The 20,336-nt window shown below is 59.8% G+C and carries 17 protein-coding genes and 1 pseudogene; 12 read left to right on the top strand and 6 right to left on the bottom strand.

The genetic code is table 11. The annotated features are described in order from the left end of the window. The first annotated feature begins 255 nt into the window (after positions 1 to 255). Positions 256 to 2,121, top strand: coding sequence for a C69 family dipeptidase (locus GBM95_RS03410; protein WP_152157798.1), 1,866 nt, complete (start codon positions 256 to 258; stop codon positions 2,119 to 2,121). A gap of 138 nt (positions 2,122 to 2,259) precedes the next feature. Here the strand turns inward: GBM95_RS03410 and GBM95_RS03405 are convergent, their stop codons facing one another. The 6 genes from GBM95_RS03405 to GBM95_RS03380 form a co-directional block, all read right to left on the bottom strand. Continuing rightward, entirely contained in the window at positions 2,260 to 2,676 is a 417-nt protein-coding gene (locus tag GBM95_RS03405) for a DoxX family protein (protein ID WP_152157797.1), read from the bottom strand. A 266-nt stretch (positions 2,677 to 2,942) separates the two neighbouring features. Beyond that, on the bottom strand, positions 2,943 to 4,097 hold the full coding sequence (locus GBM95_RS03400; protein ID WP_226963137.1) for an acyl-CoA dehydrogenase: 1,155 nt from the start codon (positions 4,095 to 4,097) through the stop codon (positions 2,943 to 2,945). A 47-nt stretch (positions 4,098 to 4,144) separates the two neighbouring features. Continuing rightward, a complete protein-coding gene (locus GBM95_RS03395; RefSeq protein ID WP_152157796.1) occupies positions 4,145 to 5,737 on the bottom strand; it encodes an acyl CoA:acetate/3-ketoacid CoA transferase in 1,593 nt (530 codons plus the stop codon). Positions 5,738 to 5,990: 253 nt separating this feature from the next. Continuing rightward, positions 5,991 to 6,749 carry a type I 3-dehydroquinate dehydratase gene (gene aroD, locus GBM95_RS03390; protein ID WP_152157795.1) on the bottom strand — a complete coding sequence of 253 codons (759 nt, stop codon included), beginning with the start codon at positions 6,747 to 6,749 and terminating at the stop codon, positions 5,991 to 5,993. A 108-nt stretch (positions 6,750 to 6,857) separates the two neighbouring features. After that, on the bottom strand, positions 6,858 to 7,721 hold the full coding sequence (gene ydiB, locus GBM95_RS03385) for a quinate/shikimate dehydrogenase (RefSeq protein WP_152157794.1): 864 nt from the start codon (positions 7,719 to 7,721) through the stop codon (positions 6,858 to 6,860). Between the two features lie 173 nt (positions 7,722 to 7,894). Then, complete coding sequence (locus tag GBM95_RS03380) at positions 7,895 to 9,142, bottom strand: MFS transporter (protein ID WP_152157793.1); 1,248 nt, start codon at positions 9,140 to 9,142, stop codon at positions 7,895 to 7,897. Between the two features lie 1,486 nt (positions 9,143 to 10,628). Between GBM95_RS03380 and GBM95_RS03375 the strand changes: the two genes are divergently transcribed. From GBM95_RS03375 to GBM95_RS03335, 11 genes and pseudogenes are all read left to right on the top strand, one after another. After that, entirely contained in the window at positions 10,629 to 11,393 is a 765-nt protein-coding gene (locus tag GBM95_RS03375; RefSeq protein ID WP_152157792.1) for an electron transfer flavoprotein, read from the top strand. Between the two features lie 27 nt (positions 11,394 to 11,420). Further along, positions 11,421 to 11,858, top strand: a pseudogene (locus tag GBM95_RS13145) (electron transfer flavoprotein subunit alpha); the annotation flags it as partial. A 26-nt stretch (positions 11,859 to 11,884) separates the two neighbouring features. After that, positions 11,885 to 12,349, top strand: a complete 465-nt coding sequence (locus GBM95_RS13140; RefSeq protein ID WP_226963138.1) for an FAD-binding protein — start codon at positions 11,885 to 11,887, stop codon at positions 12,347 to 12,349. 181 nt (positions 12,350 to 12,530) lie between these two features. Continuing rightward, positions 12,531 to 13,826, top strand: a complete 1,296-nt coding sequence (locus GBM95_RS03365; RefSeq protein ID WP_152157791.1) for an FAD-dependent oxidoreductase — start codon at positions 12,531 to 12,533, stop codon at positions 13,824 to 13,826. After that, a complete protein-coding gene (locus GBM95_RS03360) occupies positions 13,823 to 14,134 on the top strand; it encodes a 4Fe-4S dicluster domain-containing protein (protein WP_152157790.1) in 312 nt (103 codons plus the stop codon). Before GBM95_RS03365 ends, GBM95_RS03360 begins: the two co-directional genes overlap by 4 nt. Positions 14,135 to 14,292: 158 nt before the next feature. Further along, complete coding sequence (gene fadK, locus GBM95_RS03355; protein WP_152157789.1) at positions 14,293 to 15,957, top strand: medium-chain fatty-acid--CoA ligase; 1,665 nt, start codon at positions 14,293 to 14,295, stop codon at positions 15,955 to 15,957. Positions 15,958 to 16,564: 607 nt separating this feature from the next. Further along, complete coding sequence (locus tag GBM95_RS12545; protein ID WP_226963136.1) at positions 16,565 to 17,167, top strand: MFS transporter; 603 nt, start codon at positions 16,565 to 16,567, stop codon at positions 17,165 to 17,167. A gap of 43 nt (positions 17,168 to 17,210) precedes the next feature. Further along, positions 17,211 to 17,783, top strand: coding sequence for an MFS transporter (locus GBM95_RS12540; RefSeq protein ID WP_226963135.1), 573 nt, complete (start codon positions 17,211 to 17,213; stop codon positions 17,781 to 17,783). 49 nt (positions 17,784 to 17,832) lie between these two features. After that, positions 17,833 to 18,720, top strand: coding sequence for an AraC family transcriptional regulator (locus GBM95_RS03345; RefSeq protein ID WP_152157788.1), 888 nt, complete (start codon positions 17,833 to 17,835; stop codon positions 18,718 to 18,720). Between the two features lie 243 nt (positions 18,721 to 18,963). Then, positions 18,964 to 19,509: a rubrerythrin gene (gene rbr / locus GBM95_RS03340; RefSeq protein ID WP_152157787.1), complete on the top strand. Its 546-nt coding sequence runs from the start codon at positions 18,964 to 18,966 to the stop codon at positions 19,507 to 19,509. A 204-nt stretch (positions 19,510 to 19,713) separates the two neighbouring features. Continuing rightward, a complete protein-coding gene (locus tag GBM95_RS03335; RefSeq protein ID WP_152157786.1) occupies positions 19,714 to 20,151 on the top strand; it encodes a MarR family winged helix-turn-helix transcriptional regulator in 438 nt (145 codons plus the stop codon). Positions 20,152 to 20,336 lie beyond the last annotated feature (185 nt).

The raw sequence follows: 20,336 nt of genomic DNA, 5'->3' as shown, positions 1-20,336 counted from the left end.
GATTATTCCTCATGAGAATATTTGTTGCATTGGCCATTTACTAACACTTATTCCATATAAAACAATAAGAAGTTGTGCTTTAGATTTTCCAGGAAGCGGCTGTAAACCTATGAACCACAAAAATCACGCCGTGAGCATGAACTGAAGTTGGGACTTTTCCGAATAGAGATCTAGGGTAAATGTCTTAAACTCCTCTCCACAGCCGGGAGGCGCTTTGAAAGCGTCCAAAAGAGCTGAAAACAGAAATACCACCAAATGGAGAGAATTACTATGTCCATGAAGTTCAAGGCAGTCGCCGCAGCCGTCGGCATCGCGCTGAGCGCGCTCACCTTCAATGCGATCGGCTGCTCGACCGTCATCGTCGGCAAGGACGCGAGCAAGACGGGCACGATCATCATCGGCCACAACGAAGACAACGGCGGACGCATTCTGAATCCGCAGTACTGGGTGCCGCCGCAGGACCATGCGGATGGCGAAATGATCAAGTTCGAGCCCGCTGCCGCCTCGATCCCGCAGGTGAAGCACACCTTCGGCTTTTACTGGTCCCAGACCTTCGACCCGAACGGCGCCTCCTTCTCGGACGGCTTCGTCAATGAGAACGGCGTCGTGATCGTGACGAACGCCTGCACCGGCATCTACGAGGACGACGTCATGCCGACCAAGGACGGCGGCATCGGCTACGGCATCCGCCGCCTGATGGCCGAGCGCGCTACGAGCGCCCGCCACGCCATCGACATTGCGATCGATCTTCTCGGGAAGTACGGCTACTTCTCCGAAGGCCGCACCTACACGGTCGCGGACAGCAAGGAAGCCTGGCAGATCGCCATTCATCAGGGCAACACCTGGGTTGCTCGCCGCGTGAAGGACAATGAGGTCGTCTACATCCCGAACAATTTCATGATGAATCACGTCGACGCCACCGATACGGAAAACGTCATCGTGGCGCCCGGCATGATTGAGCGCGCGATTAAGAACGGCCGCTACAAGCCCGCCGTTCCCGGCGTCTACAACGACTTCAACTTCCGCGTGGCCGTCGCGCCCGCAGAGCGCCGCGCTGCGGGCTACAGCCTTTCGCGCAACAACCTCGCCTGGAAGAAGCTGATCGGTCAGGACATCACGGATCCGGAAAAGTTCCCGTACAGCACCACTCAGGCGAAGAAGATGGGCGTCGAGGAGGTCGAGAATCTCCTTCGCACGCATGAACCGCAGATCGGCGACGATCCGGGCTGGTACCACCATCAGGGCATCGGCCTCTGCCGTCCGACCACGCATGAATCGGGCGTCTACGTGCTCGATAAGAACCCGCTTCTCATCACGGGCTACCGCACGATGGCGCGCCCCTGCGAAACGCCCTATGTTCCCTTCTTCCCGCTCGCAGCTCCCGCGAAGGCGGCTGCCTTCATGAGCTGGGATAAGGCAACGGCCGAGCACTTCAAGGGCACGCCGGAACTCTTCAGCTTCGACCCCGACTGGCAGTCCTTCCGCTTCGTCGAGCTCGCCAACATCGTCGACTACAACCGCGACGCCTTTAAGGACAACACGAAGTTCGTGAACGGCCTTGAGAAGGCCTGGATGAAGGATGCTGCCGCCGCGAAGACTCAGGCCGCAGCGCTCCTTGGGTTCTCCGAAGAAAAGGCTCGCGCCTATCTCCACGCCTTCAATGCCGAAGTCTTCGACAAGGCCCAGTATGCGGTCGGGGAAGAGGCGAGAAAGCTCATGCCGCACGAAGTCGCGGTGCTTGCCGACACGATCAATCCGAAGTCCGAGAAGACGGTCGACGTGGTGCTCTATTCGGATGCGAAGCTCGACGCCTCGAAGATCGATCTCTCGCGCACCCACGCGGGCGTCGGCCGCTCCTCGATCGGCACCACGGGCGTCGTGAGCGCGCTCGCGAAGCCCGTGAAGCACGAGGTTAAGGACATGAACGGCGACGGCAGGAAGGACATGGTCCTCACCTTCAAGGCCAAGGAAATCGCTCAGAACATGATTCCGGGCGCAACCTACGACATCTGGCTCTACACGATGGACGGGAAGAAGCGCGTTGCGGGCTTCGACACCGCTCTCATTGAGCCCGACGGCTACAAGCCCGTGAAGGCGAAGAGCGAGACCCACGACCGCTGATTGCGCTCAGAGGTCGCTTGAAAGGAACCCGCCTCAAACCCGGCATAGGATGAGGCTGCTTCCTGAAAACCAAAAGAAGAGAAGCGCCGCAGGAATGAGAACCTGCGGCGCTTCTCTTGCGTATTACGCGGGAGGAAATCAGGCTTTCCTGGCAGCAGCCCTGGTGAGCCCAGAGAGCGAGAAGCTGCCCGCGCCCGTGAAGAAGAGCGTCGCGAAGCCGAAGAGATAGAGGAGCGGCATTTCGCGAGCGCCGAAGTCCTTTCCGGCGAGCACCACGAAGGCAATCGTGAGGAAGGTGCAGATGAGCGGAATGAGCGCGGCGCGCGTCCAGAGACCGATGAGGACGAAGATCGAGCAGACGACTTCGGCGAAGATGGCAAGAAGAAGCGCTGTCAGATGCTCCGTCCCGAAGGGATCCGGGAAGGAGTTGGATAGCGCCGAGAAATTCTCGATTTTGGCGATGCCGTGCGTGAGGAGGCTCCCTGCAAGCGCGATGCGGAGAAAGAGGAGGCCGAAGGAGGTGGAAAGGGCGGAGTTCGTGAAAAGACGGGACATTGCGGATGAACCTTCAAAAATGGGGAAATGTTCGACAAAGAACGAATGAAGACATCTTACCGTCTGAATACTGGTAAAAACCCTGAAGTTGCATTTAGAAATGGAAATAGTTATTCCGGATTAAGGAATTTACTTTAGAGCTCAGTGTCGAACTGAAGTCCGGAATCTGTCAATACTGCCGCTTCCTAAATGAAAAACGCTCCGGAACCGTTGTCAGGACGATTCCGGAGCGCAAAGCGCAGTTCTGAAGGTTCAGAACATCAGGATTATTCGCGGTAGGCCTTCAGGATCTGACGGCCGGCGATGTAGATCATGATTTCGTCCGTGCCGCCGCCGATGCGTTCGCAGCGGACGTCGCGCCAGAGGCGGGAGACGCGGGCGTCGTTCGTGTAGCCGAGGCCGCCCATGATCTGGATCGCATCGTCGATCACTTCAAGCGCCGTGCGGGCGCAGTAGAGCTTCGCGAGCGACGACGTCACGCGCAGCGACTCCTTGCGGTCCGCCTGCCAGGCAGTCTGCAGAACCATGTTGCGCATGTTCTTGCACTTGACGGCCATGAGGGCGAGCTTTTCCTGGATCATCTGGTTGAAGCCGATCGGCTGACCGAACGCGATGCGCTGGTTGGCGTAGCGGGCGGCGTCCTCGAAGGCGCATTCCGCAAAGCCCGTGCAGCGGGCGGCGTTGATGAGGCGCTCCATTTCGAAGTTGTACATGACGTTGAGGAAGCCTTTGCCTTCCTCGCCCACCATGTCGGATTCCTCAACCTCGACGTTGTCGAGGTACACCTCGCAGGTGCTCACGAGGTGCCAGCCGATCTTGTGAAGGGGATTCACCTTGATGCCGGGCTTCTTCGCGTCGACCCAGAAGAGGGAGAAGGCCTTCTTCGGATCCTGCTGCTCGGGATCGCGGGCGATGACGAGCATGTACGGATATTCGGCAGCGCCCGTGATGAAGGTCTTCTGGCCGTTGAGGTAGATCTTGCCGTCGCGGCGCGTGAAGGTCGTGGCGGTGGCGTTGCTGTCGCTGCCGGCGCCCGGTTCCGTGAGGGCGAGCGAGTAGGCGGGGTCGCCCGTGGCAGCCGTGCTTTCAGCGGTTTTCTTCAGCTGCTCGGGCGAGCCGAAGCGGAGCATCGAGTGGATGCACTGGCCGTTCGTGAGGAGGAACGCCGGGGCGCCGCACTTGGCGACTTCCATGAGGGCGAGCATCTGCGTCACGTAGTCGGCGGGGATGCCGCCGAATTCTTCAGGGACGCCGAGCATCGAGATGCCGTTTTCGGCGAGCGCCTTCATGAATTCGCGCGGGTAGGTGCTCGTTTCGTCGTGGGTGCGCCAGTACTCTTCAGGGAACTCGGTCGTGATGAGTTCGCGGATGGAGGCAAGGAGCAGCTCCTGCTCTTCGGTGAGCGAAAAATCGATAGCCATTTTCTCTTTTCCTTGAAGTGGGAAAGGTTTGGGAATTTGGAAAGGGGTTATTCAGCGTCGGGGAGCTTGAAGCCCATGACGGCATCGGTGAAGATGCAGGCGTCCATTTGCTTCAGATTCTTGTCGATCACGGGCTTGAAGCCCATCTTCGCGACGATGTCGCGCTCGATGTCGACGCCCGGAGCAACTTCGACGAGGTGGAGGCCGTCAGCCTTGAGCGTGAAGACCGCGCGTTCGGTGACGTAGCGGACGTCGAGGCCGCGTTCGAGGGCGACCTTGCCCGAGAACGTGATTTCCGGGAGATGGTCGACGAACTTCGTGACGCGCCCTTCCTGGGTGATCGTGAGCTTGCCGTCGCCGACTTCGGTCCTGAGGCCGCCCGCGGTGAGCGTGCCGCAGAAGACGATCTTCTTCGAGGTGGCGCTGATGTCGATGAAGCCGCCCGTGCCCATGATCTTGCCGTTGAACTTGTGGACGTTGACGTTGCCTTCCTTGTCGACTTCGGCAAAGGAGAGGTAGCAGACGTCGAGGCCGCCGCCGTGGTAGAAGTCGAACTGCGCGGTCATGTCGAGAATGGCGCGGGTGTTGACGTTCGCGCCGAAGGCGACGCCCTGCGTCGTGATGCCGCCGATCGGGCCCGTCTCAACGGTGAGGACGAAGTCTTCGTCGCAGCCTTCCTCGCGGGCGACGAGGCCGATGCCGTCGGCAATGCCGACGCCGACGTTGCCGATCGCCTGCTTCTTCATTTCATAGAGAGCGCGGCGGGCGACGACCTTGCGCTGGTTGAGCGGAATCTTGACGCGTTCGGAATCGTCGAGCGTGAAGTCGCCCGAGATGAAGCGGTTCACCGGCGCGCCGCCGTAGAGCTGCGTCTGCTGCGGGTCGACGACGACGATGTCGACGAGGTAGCCCGGGATGCGGACGTTCTTCGGATGAAGGATCGCCTTCTTCACCATCTTCTGAACCTGCATCATCACGATGCCGCCGTTGTTGTGAACGGCTTCGGCGATGACGAGGGCGTCGAGGTACATCACCTCGTCCTCAAAGGTCGCATAGCCTTCGCTGTCGCAGGTCGTGGCGCGGATGAAGGCGACATTGGGCGGAACCGACTTGTAGTAGAGGTATTCCTTGTCTTCGATGTTGACGAGCTTGATCAGGTCTTCCTTCGTCACGTCGTTCAATTTGCCGCCCTGGTTGCGCGGATCGACGAAGGTGCCGAGGCCGATTTCCGAGATGATGCCGGGTTGGTGGGCGGCCGATGCGCGGAGCATCTGCGTGAGGACGCCCTGCGGATAGTTCCAGGCAGAGATCTTGTTCTGCTCGGCGAGCTCGGAAATGCGGGGCGACTGTCCCCAGTGGCCGCAGAGCGCCCACTTGACGAGGCCTTCCTGAGCGATCGGGCTGATGCCGCGCTCGGCGCGGTCGCCGAGGCCCGTCGGGCTGATGATGCCGAGGTTCTTCGGGGTCTGCGTGGTCTTGTAGCGTTCGGCGAGGGCTTCGATGAGCTTCGTCGCTTCAAGAATGCCGCCGCCGGCGCCGAGAACGCAGAGCGTGGCTTCATCAGGAATGTAGGTCACGGCCTCTTCGGCGGACATGACGGGCACGCGGCCGTTGATGCGCTTGGGTTTTGCAATCTGCATGGAATTCTCCGGATTGAGCTGCCCGCACCGGGAGAACCCTGCGGACGCTTTGCTCGAAAATTTTGGGTGTTCGGATCCGTCCCGGCCTTTTTCGGGCGCGAGGGGACCCGGCTGCGGCGCTTTTGAGGGCGCTGCAGAGTGCTGGAGGTTTTCAAAAATCGATCAGGCGGGCCCGCGGGGAAGAACTTCCCTCCTGCGGGCGCGGTCCGCGTCCCGGCGACAAGAACGCCGGGGAGCGCGGGGCGGGCTGAAATTAAGCCGCGTGAATGATCGAGAGGACCGTGCGGAGGTCGGTCACGGAGATCTGGCCGGGGGCGGAGGCCTTCTGGACGGCGCCGAAGGTGGCGGCGGAACCGAAGACTTCGCCGGCGAGGCGGGAGATGACGCCGGTCTTAGACATCGACATCGTGATGATCGGACGGTCGGCAATCTTCTCGGAAACTTCGAGGGTGGCGGCGAGAACCGTGAGGACGTCGGCCTTGGATTCGGGCATGAGCGCGATCTTGGGCACGTCGGCGCCGAGTTCCTGCATCTTCGTGAGGCGCTTGACGATCTCTTCCTTCGCCGGGGTCTTGTGGAAGTCGTGGTTCGACATGATGACCTTCACGCCCTTCGCATGCGCGCGGGCGATGGTCTGGGAGACGAGGGCGTCGCCCGTGAAGAGCTCGAGGTCGATCGCGTCGACGAGGCCGCTTTCAGCCATGGCGATGTTGAGCGCAATGTAGGCTTCGGGAGCGATTTCCTGTTCGCCGCCTTCCTTCTTGCTGCGGAACGTGAAGAGGATGGGCTTGTCGGGGAAGACCGCGCGGAGTTCGCGCAGGGCGTCAAGCGCCGCGGCCGTGTCGGCGATGGCCGTGAAGTGGTCGCCGCGCCATTCGAGGATGTCGAAGTCGGCGGAGCGGTAGGCGAGGGCTTCGCTCTTGACGGCGGCAATGTCCTTCGCCATCAGGGAGACGATGATCTTCGGGGCGCCTTCGCCCAGGGTAACGTTTTTAATCTGAACAGTCTGCATTTCTGAATCCGGAGAGAGGAGAAACTAAGAATACGATGCTTGGCGGGAAACCGCGCTCCCCGCCGGGCGGAGCTGGAGAAGTTGCCGCCCGGCAGGAGAGTCGGCGGATTACTTGAAGCCCATCGATTCGCGGATGTATTCGATCGGGAAGTCTTCGCCGGTCCAGAGCTTGAACTGTTCATAGCCCTGCCAGAGGAGCATGCCGTAGCCGTCGACGGTCTTGCAGCCCGCAGCCTGAGCCTGCTCGAGGAGCTTCGTGATGTGCGGGTTGTAGACGCATTCGGAAACGAGGAGGTCCGGGCGGAGCATCGAGACGTCCTTGATGACGGAGAGCTCGTGGAGCGGCTTCATGCCGACCTTGGTGGCGTTCGTGAGAACGTCGGCGCCGGCGATGGCGTCGCCGAAGAGCTTCTCATCGTCGAGGTCGCAGACCGTGACGCGGCAGTCGGAGTTGTCGTTCACGCGCTTCGTAAAGGCGTGGGCGCCTTCCCAGAATTCGTCCTTGCGGTTGAAGAGCTTGATTTCCTTGAAGCCTTCAACGGCAGCCTGGGCGCCGATGGCGGTGGCGGCGCCGCCCGCACCGACGAGGACCATGGTCTTGCCCTTGACGTCGAAGCCGGTTTCCTTAATGGCGCGGATGTGGCCCGTGCCGTCGGTGTTGTAGCCCTTCAGGTAGCCGTTGTCGTTCACGATCGTGTTGATGGCGCCGGCGAGCTTGGCGGCCGGGGCGAGTTCGTCCATGAACTGGATGGCGAGCTGCTTGTTCGGCATCGAGACGCCCGAGCCGCGCATCTTCAGAGCGCGAAGGCCCTTGATGGCATCCGGGAAGGAGGCGTTGTCGACCTCGAAGGCCATGTAGCAGTAGGGAAGGCCGAGCTTGTCGAGAGCGCGGTTCTGCATCGTCGGCGAGAGGCTGTGACGGATCGGGTAAGCCATGAGGCCGATGAGCTCGTACTTAGCGGTGACTTCCATTTTTGACTCCTTCAAATATCTAGGAAATGCGGAAGATTTGGAGATCGGGTGTCCGGCCCCTGGAATCGGGTCGAGGAGGCGGAGCGCCCGGGGATTTCTGGCTCCCGGGGAAGAGCGGGGAAGGTTCCCCTCTCTTTCCGCAAAAGCCTGTTGGGTTGATTAAGGAAAACGGTTTATTTGATGAAGCGCGCTTCGCCGAAGCGGACGTCCTTCGCCGGGATCGAGAAGATCGCGTAGTAGCGGCGGAAGAGGTAGAGCGACGTGAGGAGCGTGAGAACAGCCAGGCCAAAATCGAGGAGGATGATGTACTTGATGCTGATCTGCGAGAGGTAGCCGGTGGCGAGCGGGATCACGAAGTTTGCGAGGCCTCCCATCATCATGTAGACCGAGGTCACCTTCGCCTTGCTCTTCGGGAAGAACTCAGCCATCACCGCAACGCCGAGCTGCAGGATGCCGCCCGCGGCGGAGAAGCCGATCAGGAAGGCGCCCGCCTTGCAGATGAGCGGCGTCGGGTAGAGGAAGAGAACGAGCGAGGCGATGCAGGCGATGAGGCTGTTGAGAACCATTGCCCAGACCGGACGGACCTTCGACTTCAGGAGGTAGGCGAAAGCGAAGACGCAGACGAGCGAACCGATGCTGTAGTAGGAGATCGTCGTGAGGGATTCCGATTCCGACATCCCGCCGAAGGCCATGGCGTAGCGCGGCATCCAGACGGCAATCACGTAGAAGGTCGAGAATGCGGCGACGCCGAAGATCACGGCCATGAGGCCTTCGCCCCAGTAGGAGGGCTGCTGGCGCATCTGCGGCAGATCCTTGAGGACCGCGGCGTCGACGGCCTGGCTCGGGAAGCGGCACTTGAGGACGAGAAGCGTGATGAGGACGAAGATGATGCCGGGCACAATGAAGGCGTAGCCGTACCAGAGGCTCGAGACCATGAGGAAGCTCACCGCCATCGGATAGAGCATCTGGCCGAAGGAAACCATGGCTTTGAGCAGAATCACGGCCGAGCTCGAGGCCTTCGGGAAGCATTCAATCAGGGCCGGATAGCCGCCCGTGTCGATCGCGGAGTTGGCTGCGCCCACCGCAAAGGCGAGGCAGAAGGCGACCATCAGGTTGGGGCTGTAGGGGATCCCGAAGAAGAAGATCATGTAGAGGATGATTCCGAGGAGAATCATCGCGCGGCGGCCGAACTTGTCCGAGAGCGCGCCGAAGAAGAGGATCGTGACGAGGCGGCCGAGGCCGATGCCCGAAATCAGGTAGGCGATGCCTGCGCTGTCGGTGGCGAACTTCTCGGCAAGAGAAGTCATGTTCTGCGCAAGCGCGATGACGCTCGCGCCGTGCAGGAAGTAGCTCAGGTAAATGCCTATCGCTGCGAGCATGAAGGACGTGCCTTTCGACGGCCCGGCTGGTGATTGACTCATGGGTTTTCTCCGGTTGAGAAAGCTGCAGGCATTAAAAAATCTTTTTTAATATTTGCTTTTAATCGTGAAGCAGCTGTCAGGAGAAATAAAAATATTTCTGAATTAGAAACTTTCTCCGGCAGGAACTTGACTGATTTATTTTGCTGTCTGCAACTATCGATTTAGTTCCATTGGACGAGAGTCATTATCGAAAGCGGGCGAATGAAAACGAATGCAATTTGGTGTTTTAATTCTCAAGAATGATGCAGGGACCCGACGCTTTTCGTTTGGTGCCTAAAAGCGATATCTCTCTGATGATTGGGGAAAATGCTTTCGGGAAACTCAAAAAGCCCGGATGACTGAACAGTGGTTTTTTGCTTCTCCGCCGGGACAATCCTGCATGGGCTGCAGAATTTTTCGCTTTCCCCGACCCCGGAAGCTGGGTCGGAAGGCCTTTTTGAGGGGCTTCCGGAAGGGCGGAAATGAGGGTGCTGAACCAGGGGCGCGGACGCCGGCCGGTGCGCTTTCCGCGCAGAGGCGAGCGATCGCTCACATTGGCCTAATTCATTGAAAAATAGAGAATGATCGTTGATGACGGCGCCTGAAGGGCCGCTCAAGAAGATGCGGTCCGGGCGCCGCCCTATATATAAGGGGAGCCGCCGCCGGAGAATCCGGGCGAGCCTCCCTGCCCTCGAAAAGGGTGTTTTCAACAAAGCTGCATCTCATTGTCCGGGGAGCGGGGAAAAAAGCGTTCCGGGGTCGATAGCGGCATCCGGAAAAGCAGAGAAAGCTTTCCAAAAGAGCGCCGCACATGGGCCGGGAAGCGGAAATCTCAGTGGGCTTCCTCGCGGAGCAGATCAATTATTTCTTATAAAACATTGAATTGTGTTCTGAAATCTCCTTGCCGTACGCATCCCGAAAGGCTCCCGCGGGCCTTCAATAATCCTGCAGGCAGGGTGATCAATCTTGCTGCGGGCGCTTCCCGGAACCGGAAATGCAGGGGATGCGGACGCCTCGGAATGGCGTCGCCGGGGAGGGTGAGGAGTCCTCCGCATGGATGGCAATGACATGAATTTTATGAATAATCATCGATTCATCTGATCTCCCGGGGCGATTCGCCGGGCTTTTTGAGGCGCCGAATAGCGGCGAAAGTCTTCTGAACGATCTGGCAGACAAAGGAGACCTTCAGCATGCCCCTCGAAAAAGCGCCTTAATCCCATGCGGAATAAGGGCTGAGGAAAGATTTATCGGCCCAGGGTTATATATGGACCCCGCCGGGCTCTGCATAATTATTTAAATGAAAAGCAAGTAACCATCTCGCGGCTTTTTAATTAAGCCGGCAATATGTGCACAGCTTGAGGGACTTAATTCGAAAGAACGAATAAAAGCGCTCATTCCAGATCTTTATTCCTGATATTCCGCATGACCGCTGAAAAGGTCTCTGACATATTTTCAGATATATACCCAGCCGGCCCTCATGCACACATCAAATAACGAAGGAGTCATTATGCATATCGTTACTTGCTTCAAGGTTGTGCCGGAAGAGCAAGACATCGTCGTGACGCCCGACAGCAAGCTGAATTTTGATCGCGCCGAAGCGAAGATCAGTCAGTTCGACCTGAACGGCATCGAAGCCGGCGTTGTCCTCGCCGCCGACGGCGACACGGTCACCGCCCTCTCCGTGGGCGGCAAGTATCTTGAGAATACGAAGCTCAGAAAGGACGTCCTTTCCCGCGGTCCCTCCGAACTCGTTCTCGTGAAGGACGCGGCCTTTGAAGGGGCGCTCCCCGACGTCACGGCCTCCGCGATCGCCGCTGCCGTGAAGACGACCGGCTTTGATCTCCTCGTCTTCGGCGAAGGCTCGGGCGACCTTTACGCCCAGCAGGTGGGTCTTCTCACCGCGGGCCTTCTCGGCATCCCCTGCGTCAATGCCGTGAGCAAGATTGAAAAGGCGGGCGACAAGGTTCTCGTTGAACGTTCGCTTGAAAACGAAGTCGAGGTGATCGAGCTCCCGCTCCCCGCAGCCGTCTGCGTGACGAGCGACATCAATACGCCGCGCATCCCGACCATGAAGGCCATTCTCGGCGCCGGCAGGAAGCCCACGAAGGCGCTCGGCGCGGCCGATGTCTCCTGGAGCGCTCCGGCTCCGGTCGCAGAGCTCGAATCGGTCGTCGTTCCGCCGACGAAGCAGCGCGCTCACGACGTCGTCGAAGGCGATTCGCCTGAAGTCGTCGCCGAGTTCGCTCAGAAGATCAAGGGCCTTTTCAACTAATCCAGCGCATCGCAGGAGAAAAACATCATGAAGCAGATCAATACTGTTTGGGTCTTCGCTGATGCGGCTGACCGTTATGCCGATCTCATTACCGGCGCGAAGAAGACGGGCGCGAAGGTGAATGCCGTCGTCGTTTCCGAAGCGGGCGTCCAGGCGTTGCGCGCCTCCGGCCCGGATGCGGTCTACAACCTCGACGTCGCCGCCGAGAGCTGCGTTGAAAACTACGCCGCGAGCCTCGCCGCCGTCATTGCGGGCGAAGGCAATCTCGTTCTTCTCGACGTGACGAAGCGCTCCAAGGCCTTTGCCGCCGCGCTTTCTCAGAAGCTCGGCGCCGCCCTCGTCAACGACGCGCTTTCCCTGAATCCTGCCGCCGACGGCCTGCGCGTTACGTTCTGCACCTACGGCGGCCTCGCGGTCGGCACCGAAAAGGTTCTCTCCGCCAATGCGGTGGTCACGGTTTCGGGCGGCGTCTTTGCGCCTGAAGCTGCCGAATCCTCCGCCGACCTCGCCGTCACGAAGGTTGCCTACGTCGCGCCCGCCAACGCCCTCGTGGTGAAGGAACGCCGCGCCAAGGCCCAGAGCGCCGTCGACCTCACGAAGGCGAAGCGCGTGTCGGCGTCGGCCGCGGCATCGCCAAGGAAGCGGATCTCGCGCTTGCCGACGCGCTCGCGAAGGCGATCGGCGCCGAAGTCGGGTGCTCGCGTCCGATCGCCGAAGGCGAACACTGGATGGAGCGCGAACGCTACATCGGCGTTTCGGGCGTGCTCCTCAAGGGCGACGTCTACGTTGCGCTCGGCATCTCCGGTCAGATTCAGCACATGGTCGGCGTCAACGACTGCGGCACGATCATTGCGGTCAACAAGGACAAGAACGCGCCGATCTTCAACTACTGCGACTACGGCATCGTGGGCGACATCTACAAGGTTCTCCCCGAACTCACCAAGGCGCTCTCCTGAGGCGTCTCACTGAAGTAGAGCGTCCGGCCGGGGCTTTCTCCTCGGATCCGGCCGGACGCAGCCGCTTTTCCCCTTTACTCCTCCTTTCCCTCGAGTAGGGCCCAAACGTGCGGCGGGCTCGGGCACATTGCTCCTTTCGGCTCAGCCCGCCGCAGTACCCCGGGTCCCCTCCAGAAGAACCATGTCCGAAGAAAAATTTGACGCCATCGTGGTCGGCGCCGGCATCGCCGGCTCCACCGCCGCCTACGTCATGGCCAAAGCCGGGCTCGATGTTCTCGTCATTGAGCGCGGCAACTACCCCGGCAGCAAGAACATGACGGGCGGGCGCCTCTATGCGCACAGCCTCGAGCGCGTGATCCCGGGCTTTGCCAAGGAAGCCCCGGTCGAGCGCCGCGTGACCCGCGAGAAAATCTCCTTCATGACGGAGGAAGATACGGTTACGCTCGACTATCACTCTGCAGCTCCCAAAACCCCTGAAGCCGAGTCCTATACGGTGCTCCGCGGCAAGTTCGACCAGTGGCTTGCGTCGAAGGCCGAGGAAGCGGGCGCCCAGTTCATTCCCGGCATCCGCGTCGACCGCCTCCTTCAGGATGAATCGGGCCGCATCACGGGCGTGCAGGCGGGCGAGGACGAGCTTGAGGCGAACGTCGTGATTCTCGCCGACGGCGTCAATTCGCTCCTCGCGAAGTCGATCGGCATGCTCCCCGAATACACGCCGCATCAGTACGCGGTGAGCGCGAAGGAAGTGATCGAGCTTCCGAAGAAGGTGATTGAGGACCGCTTCGGCCTCACGGGCGACGAAGGCGTCGCCTGGCTCTTCGCGGGCTCCTGCTCCGACGGCCTCATGGGCGGCGGCATCATCTACACGAACGAGGACACGGTGTCCCTCGGCATCGTCTGCGGTCTCGGCGAAATCGAAAAGGCCGGAAAGACCGTTCCGCAGATGCTCGAGGACCTCAAGAACCATCCTTCCGTGAAGCCTCTCATTGAGGGCGGAAAGATCGTCGAATACTCCGGGCACATGGTTCCCGAAGGCGGCTACGCGATGGTCCCGAAGAAGCTCGCCGGCGACGGCGTGATGATCACGGGCGACGCTGCGGGCCTCTGCATCAACTTAGGCTTCATCGTTCGCGGCATGGACCTTGCCGTGACGTCGGGCGAACTCGCGGGCCGGGCGGTCATCGCCGCCAAGGAAAAGGGCGACTTCTCCGCTGCGGGCCTCGCCTCCTACCAGACGGAACTCGAAAAGAGCTTCGTCATCCGCGACATGAAGCAGTACCAGGACGTGCCGCATCTCATTGAAAATCCGCGGCTCTTTACGGTTTATCCGGAACTCGTCGCCGGCATCATGCGCGACCTCTTCCGCATCGACGGGAGCCCCGTGCCGCCCGTGCGCTCCATGCTCTGGAAGCACGTCAAGCAGGCGGGCGCCTGGAATCTCATCAAGGACGGCTACGGCTGGGGGAAAGCGCTATGACGCAAGAGAAAGAAACGGCTCCGGTCAATGTCGACGCGAAGCTCTCGACGGACAAATTCTTCGTCGACGAAGGGAACGCGCACATTGTGTTGAAGGACATCGTCACCGAAGAGGATCGGCGCGAATTCAGAAAGCTCGTCAAGGCCTGCCCGGCGAACCTCTACAAGGAGGACGCCGAAGGGAACCTGCAGTTCGACTGCGCGGGCTGTCTCGAATGCGGCACCTGCCGCGTGCTTTGCGGCGAAACCATTCTGAAGAAGTGGGAATTCCCGCAGGGCACCTTCGGGGTTGAGTTCCGCTTCGGCTGATGCCGAAAGCAGCGACGATTCATTCCCTGCCCTGATCAAGGAGAGACAGTCCTTCGAAAACCCTGCCTGCGGCAGCGCTTTTGAGGAGGTCTCTCCTCTTTTTCCCCTCCCGATATTTCATTCTCAACCCTCATACGCATCAAGAAGAGAGTCCGGTCATGCATGCTCAGTATCACATCAGCCCGGAAAGGCGCGAGCTTTACCGCAAGGAAGGATTCTGGGGCGACGCCTCGCTTGCCGACTGGTGGCGGCACGCGGTTCTGGCTTGCCCGGACCGCCGCGCGGTCCGCGACAACCACGGCGCGGCATTCACCTACCGGGAGTTTGACGACCAGGCGTCCCGCCTTGCCGCTTGGCTTAAGGCAAAGGGGATCGGCCGGGGCGACGGCGTGGCGATTGATCTTCCGGGCTGGTGCGAATTCACGGCGGCCTACATTGCCTGCCTCAAGCTCGGCGCCGTGACGGTGCCGATTCTTCCCTCGTGGCGCGAGGCGGAGCTCTCCTGGGCGCTTGAAAAGTGCGAGATCCGCGCGGTCTTCACGCCCACCGCCTTCAAGAAAGTGAAGCCCGTTGAAATGATGGCGCGGCTCGCGAAGACGCTCCCGCAGCTCGCGGCCGTGGTCGCGGTCGACAAGCTCGAAGGCCTCCCTGAGGGGCTCGGGGGCGACGAAAAGGTTGCAGTCCTCTCGGAAATCCTCGAAAAGAGCGAACCGCTCGACGAGGAGGCGAAGACCTCGGGCGACGATCTCGCCGCCGTGCTCTTTACCTCCGGGACCGAGGGACTCCCGAAGGGCGTCATGCTCACCCACAACAACATTCTCGCGAGCGAGCGCGCCTATGCCGCGAGGCTCGGGCTTTCCTGGCTCGACAGCTTCCTCATGCCCGCGCCGCTGGGGCACGCCACGGGGTTTCTTCACGGCGTGACGCTGCCCTTCATTCTCGGCGGCGAATCCGTGCTCCTCGACATCTTCAAGGCGGACGCATGCCTCGACCTCATCGAGGGCGAGCGGATTACCTGCGTTCTCGGCGCCACGCCCTTCGTCTACGACATCCTTGCCGAAATCAGGAAGGAGCCGCGCGATCTTTCGTCGCTTCGCTTCTTCCTCTGCGGCGGAACGACGATCCCGCCCAAAATCTTCAGCGAATGCAGGACATTAGGCATCCGGCTCTTCTCGGTTTACGGCTCCACCGAAAGTTCTCCCCATTCGGTCGTGAAGCCCGACGACACGCGCGCGCACACGGAACTTACCGACGGCTGCGCCGTGCCGGGGGTTGAAATCCGCGTGGTCGACGCCGAGCACCATGAGGTGCCGGCGGGAGCAGAGGGCGAGGAGGCTTCGCGCGGCCCCAATGTGTTCGTGGGGTACCTGGGCGAGCCCGAAATCACCGCCCGGGCGCTCGACGCCGACGGCTGGTACTACTCGGGCGACCTCTGCCGCACGGACGATACCGGAAGCTACATCAAGATCACCGGCCGCCGGAAGGACATCATCGTGCGGGGCGGCGAGAACATCTCGAGCCGCGAGGTCGAGGACATCCTGATGGAGCATCCGTCGATCAAAGCGGCGGCAGTGGTGGCGATGCCCGACGACCGTTTGGGCGAGCGCACCTGCGCCTATGTGGTGGAAAAGCCCGGCGCCCTGAAGCTCGCGCTCCGGGACATCGTCGCCTTCTTCGACGCCCGCCGCGTCGCCAAATACAAGTTCCCGGAATATCTCGTCGTCGTCCCGGAACTCCCGCGCACCGCCTCGGGCAAGGTGCGCAAGTTTGAATTAAAGCGCGACATCATTGCGCGCCTCAGTAAAGGCATGGCTTCCGACTGAGCGGGAGCGCCGCTCCGAGCAAATAAGTACCGATTCTTTTCTCTCCTGAAACCGGAATGCTTCCGGGATCGTCTGAGGCACCCGCTGCGTCTTTTCACTCCTTTGAGGCGCATCGGGTGCCTGTTTTTTTCTATGGTTCCGATTCGCCCGGGAGCAAAAAAAGGCGCCGGATGCAAAGCCCATGCATGGGTTGTGCAGACTGCTTGGGGCGTAAAGCCGAATTGTCCCGGGTCCCTGCACGATAATCGCGCACCATTTCCGGGAAACGCCCGGAGAGGCTTCAGGTCGTTCTTTTTAACTAATTCATTTTCCCTAATTTTTATCACTCATTAATGGCGAGCCGGCAACATTTTTCATGCATTCCGAAGTAGGTATTTTTGTGCAGAATAATTTTTCGGATTTGCAAGGTCGGAGGTGTTGGGAAAGGGCTTAATTCCCGAGAATTATCTGGCTGGGACGAGATGCGTCTGACTTAGAGCATGCGTATTTCTCCTTCATAACTATTCTGCTTCGTTCGACCGGAATTCTGAAGACGCGAGCGCTTCCTGCATCCGATGGAAAGAGAGGCCCCCCAGGAAATCTCCAAGGATGAATTAGGGAGTAAGGAATGCCAGTCAGCCGGTACTTCACCGCTTTTTGCCTGTACCTCAACTACATGGTGCACGGCATCGGCGTGCTGATCATCAGCCTCAACATGCATTCGCTCGAGGTGCAGTGGAGTACCGATGCGGCGGGCGTTTCGGTGGTCATTTCATCTCTCGGCCTCGGCCGCTTCGCGCTTCTCTACATCGCGGGAACGCTCTCTGACCGCTGGGGCAGAAAGCCCTTCGTGCTCGGGGGCATCGCCGTCTACATGGCCTTCTTCATCGGGCATCTCTTCACGCGCGACCTCACGATTGCCTACGTTTTCGGCTTCCTCGCGGGCTGCGCCAACAGCCTTCTCGACGCCGGCACCTACCCGAAGCTCATGGAGCTCTTTCCCGACTCGCCCGGGCTTGCGGTCATTCTCATCAAGGCCTTCGTGGCCTCCGGCCAGTTCGTGCTGCCGCTCGTCGTGAGCGTTCTTGCTGCTTTGAACCTCTGGTACGGCTGGTCCTTCATCGCTGCGGCGGCAGTGCTCGCCGTCAACTTCATCATTCTCTTCCGCATGGCGCCCCTCGCAGCCGGCGGGGCTCCGGAAGAGGGCCCATGCCGCGGGCGGGAAGAATGACGACGCGAAGGATGGGTCCGAAAGCATTGCGATCCCCGATTTCGTGAGCTATACGCTTTTCGGCTACGTCGCCATGGCGACCTTCTACCTCGTGAGCCAGTGGCTCGCGCAGTACGGCGAACAGGTTGCCGGCATGAATTTCGAATCGTCGCTCCAGCTTCTTTCCATCTATACGACGGGCTCGATCTGCGGCGTCTTTCTCTCGTCGCTCGCCCTCAAGACGTTCCTGAAGCCCCGCGAGATGCTCCTCATCTGCACGTTCATGAGCTTCCTCTCGTTTCTTGTCGTGACGCTCTGGCCCACTTCACTCTTTGTCACGATTTTCGCCTTCGTCTTCGGATTCTTTGCGGCGGGCGGCGTCCTGCAGCTCGGCCTCACGCTTCTGGCCGCTCAGTTTCCGTCTGCCAAGGGGAAAGCCACGGGCATCTACTATAGTGCGGGCAGCATTTCCAACTTCACGATTCCGCTGATCACGGCCTGGATTGCGAGAAACGATTCCATTCTCTCCATCTTCCGCTTTGATGTCGTCATAGCCGCAGTCGGCGTCGTGCTTGCCTGCTTCATTGCCTGGCGAAGCCGCCGGGCGGAAGCGCTCATTGAAAGCGAGGCCGCCTGACGCTCAATCTTCGGAGCTTCACACTCTCTCTTTCAGACAGGATATCGATATGTTTCAAAAGTACTTCGAACCATCAGAACACCTGCACTTCGAGGGAGACAAGCTTCCGAAAATATCCCGCTACGTGCTGAGCGACGACCCGCACTGGGCGTCGGGCTACCACATGCACGACAACGAAACCGAGCTCGTGTGGGTCGAGAAGGGCACCGTGCAGCTCATGGTCAATGCCAACAAGTACACGGCGCATGCGGGCGACATCATTGCGCTCGAGAAGGGAAACTTTCATATGGTCGCTTCGGATGATTCGGATCCGGCGACCACGTACACCTGCGCGGTCTACGGCTTCAAATTCCGCGAGCGCGACGAGCTCGACCATGTGCTGCTTCCGGGCATGCTCCCCGTTGCGAAGGTGACGGAGGGCGCCGCCACGATCGGCGCCATCTTCCGCGAAATGGATGCGCTTCTCTCTGCCGAAAGCGTCCTTGTTCCGGAAGTGGCCAATGCCTTTGCGACGGTGCTTACCGTCCTCTTTTACGAGAACTTCCGGCTCGCCAATCAATTCTCGAAAGACAAGAAATTAAGGAACCTCTTGATCCGCGAAGTGCTCGTGTATCTCAACGAGAACTACAAGGAAAAGATCACGCTTGAGTCGCTTTCGAAGAAGTTCCGCGCGAGCGTAAGCTACATCGCGCATGAGTTTGCGAAGGAATACGGGATCTCGCCCATCAACTACGTGATTCAGCGGCGCATTACGGAAGCGAAGTTCGCGCTCACGACGACCTCGGAAAGCCTGAATCAGATCGCCTGGAAGGTAGGCTACGAGAACACCTACCACTTCTCGAAGCTTTTCCTCAGGCACGTCGGCTGCTCGCCCACGGAGTACCGGAAGAAGTTCAACCACCAGCACGACGAAGAGGACGGGGCGAAGGAGGAATAAGCGGCCGGCCAGTGCCCGCAGGCCTAGTTCATCGGGGAGATGCTCAATATCGTCCATTCATGGCTTCGGTCCGGCAATAAACTGCCGTTTCCGTCCTGTGATCGGACGCCAGTTTGCATCTATCATTCGGCTGCGGTCCGAAAAAAGAGACTTCAAGTCCGCTTCGACCGCAGATCCCAGGAAAAACCGCTCTCCGTCTCCAGACGGTCGGCGGTTCTCAATCATTCATCTACGAGACCCCGAATGACCAAGACGAAATTCTCCGGCACCCAGACCGAAAAGAACCTCGAAGCCGCCTTCGCCGGCGAGTCCATGGCCCGCAACAAGTACACGTACTTTGCGGCCGTCGCCCGCAAGGAAGGCTTCCAGCAGATCGCCGAGATCTTTGAGGAAACGGCGGAAAACGAGAAGCAGCATGCGAAGCTCTGGTTCAAGCATCTGAACGACGGCGTCGGCACGACGACGGAAAACCTCAAGGCAGCGGCCGAGGGCGAGAACTACGAGTGGAGCGACATGTACGAGACCTTTGCGAAGCAGGCCGAGGCCGACGGCTTCCCCGCGCTCGCCTACCAGTTCCGTGCCGTTGGCGCGATTGAAAAGGCCCACGAGGCGCGGTTCCTCAAGCTCCTCAAAAACATCGAGATGCAGCAGGTCTTCGAGAAGAGCGAGGAAGTGATGTGGCAGTGCCGCGTCTGCGGCCACCTCGTGATGGGCAAAAAGGCGCCTGAAGTCTGCCCGGTCTGCGCGCATCCGCAGTCCTATCAGCAGGTCCGTGCGGAAAACTATTAATCCGCTTTAAAGCTGAGCGCGGATCTTCCCGGCGGGCGCAGACGATTTCCTTTCGTTTCCCTGCCCGCCGAGGCCGCAAAGCCTCAAGCCCGGGAAAAGTCTCACACGAATTCGGAATTCTTTTTGCTATAAAGGAAGATTGATTTCGTGATTGGGCGGGAAGCACTCCGCGCCGCAGTGTTCCTTCGAAGGATATTTTTAGAAATGCATCAGAGAGCCATTCTTTCCCTTGCCGCCCGCATTCATGAAGAAGGACGCAGGAATCTCCTTCAGCGCATGAAGGCCGAAGGGCTCGATGAGCTGACGACGAGCTGCGGCGACATCTTCATGGTGCTCTTTGCCGAGGAAGGTCAGAGCCTCACGGCGATTGCGCAGAAAATCCGCCGCACGAAGTCGACGACGAGCGTCATGGCGGACCGCCTCGAGAAGCAGGGCTACATTGTGAAGCAGGTTTGTCCCGACGATGCCCGCGCGAGCGTCATCTGCCTCACGCCAAAGGGCAGGGCGCTCAAGCCCATGATGATGGAGATTTCCGAGAAGCTTACCGACGACATCTGCGCCGGCCTCACGGATGAGGAAGCCGACGCGCTCGAGAAGCTCCTCAGAAAGTGCGCGGCCGGCATGCGTACGGCCGCGGACTAGCTTTGTTTTGACAAAGCAGGGAACCGGCCCCGGGTGCTGCTTGCCCGGCATGTTTTTTTCTGAAAGCATCCCGGAATTTTTTCTAGGGAAGGTCTGAGCAAGTGCCAATTTTTATGACTGCAACCGGAAAATCCGGACCCAACACATAAATTCGGTTGTTTACAGTCTAAAAATTGGCAGTTTAT

Source organism: Sutterella seckii, from assembly GCF_009183815.1.
Lineage (GTDB): Bacteria > Pseudomonadota > Gammaproteobacteria > Burkholderiales > Burkholderiaceae_F > Sutterella > Sutterella seckii.
The sequence above is the reverse complement of the archived record's forward strand: the minus strand, read 5'-3'. Positions and strand labels throughout refer to the sequence as shown.

Excerpts from the sequence above, each read along its gene's own strand:
- GBM95_RS03410 (WP_152157798.1), top strand. The coding sequence starts at position 256 with ATGGAGAGAATTACTATGTCCATGAAGTTCAAGGCAGTCGCCGCAGCC.
- GBM95_RS03405 (WP_152157797.1), bottom strand. The coding sequence starts at position 2,676 with ATGTCCCGTCTTTTCACGAACTCCGCCCTTTCCACCTCCTTCGGCCTC.
- GBM95_RS03400 (WP_226963137.1), bottom strand. The coding sequence starts at position 4,097 with ATGGCTATCGATTTTTCGCTCACCGAAGAGCAGGAGCTGCTCCTTGCC.
- GBM95_RS03395 (WP_152157796.1), bottom strand. The coding sequence starts at position 5,737 with ATGCAGATTGCAAAACCCAAGCGCATCAACGGCCGCGTGCCCGTCATG.
- aroD (WP_152157795.1), bottom strand. The coding sequence starts at position 6,749 with ATGCAGACTGTTCAGATTAAAAACGTTACCCTGGGCGAAGGCGCCCCG.
- ydiB (WP_152157794.1), bottom strand. The coding sequence starts at position 7,721 with ATGGAAGTCACCGCTAAGTACGAGCTCATCGGCCTCATGGCTTACCCG.
- GBM95_RS03380 (WP_152157793.1), bottom strand. The coding sequence starts at position 9,142 with ATGAGTCAATCACCAGCCGGGCCGTCGAAAGGCACGTCCTTCATGCTC.
- GBM95_RS03375 (WP_152157792.1), top strand. The coding sequence starts at position 10,629 with ATGCATATCGTTACTTGCTTCAAGGTTGTGCCGGAAGAGCAAGACATC.
- GBM95_RS03365 (WP_152157791.1), top strand. The coding sequence starts at position 12,531 with ATGTCCGAAGAAAAATTTGACGCCATCGTGGTCGGCGCCGGCATCGCC.
- GBM95_RS03360 (WP_152157790.1), top strand. The coding sequence starts at position 13,823 with ATGACGCAAGAGAAAGAAACGGCTCCGGTCAATGTCGACGCGAAGCTC.
- fadK (WP_152157789.1), top strand. The coding sequence starts at position 14,293 with ATGCATGCTCAGTATCACATCAGCCCGGAAAGGCGCGAGCTTTACCGC.
- GBM95_RS12545 (WP_226963136.1), top strand. The coding sequence starts at position 16,565 with ATGCCAGTCAGCCGGTACTTCACCGCTTTTTGCCTGTACCTCAACTAC.
- GBM95_RS03345 (WP_152157788.1), top strand. The coding sequence starts at position 17,833 with ATGTTTCAAAAGTACTTCGAACCATCAGAACACCTGCACTTCGAGGGA.
- rbr (WP_152157787.1), top strand. The coding sequence starts at position 18,964 with ATGACCAAGACGAAATTCTCCGGCACCCAGACCGAAAAGAACCTCGAA.
- GBM95_RS03335 (WP_152157786.1), top strand. The coding sequence starts at position 19,714 with ATGCATCAGAGAGCCATTCTTTCCCTTGCCGCCCGCATTCATGAAGAA.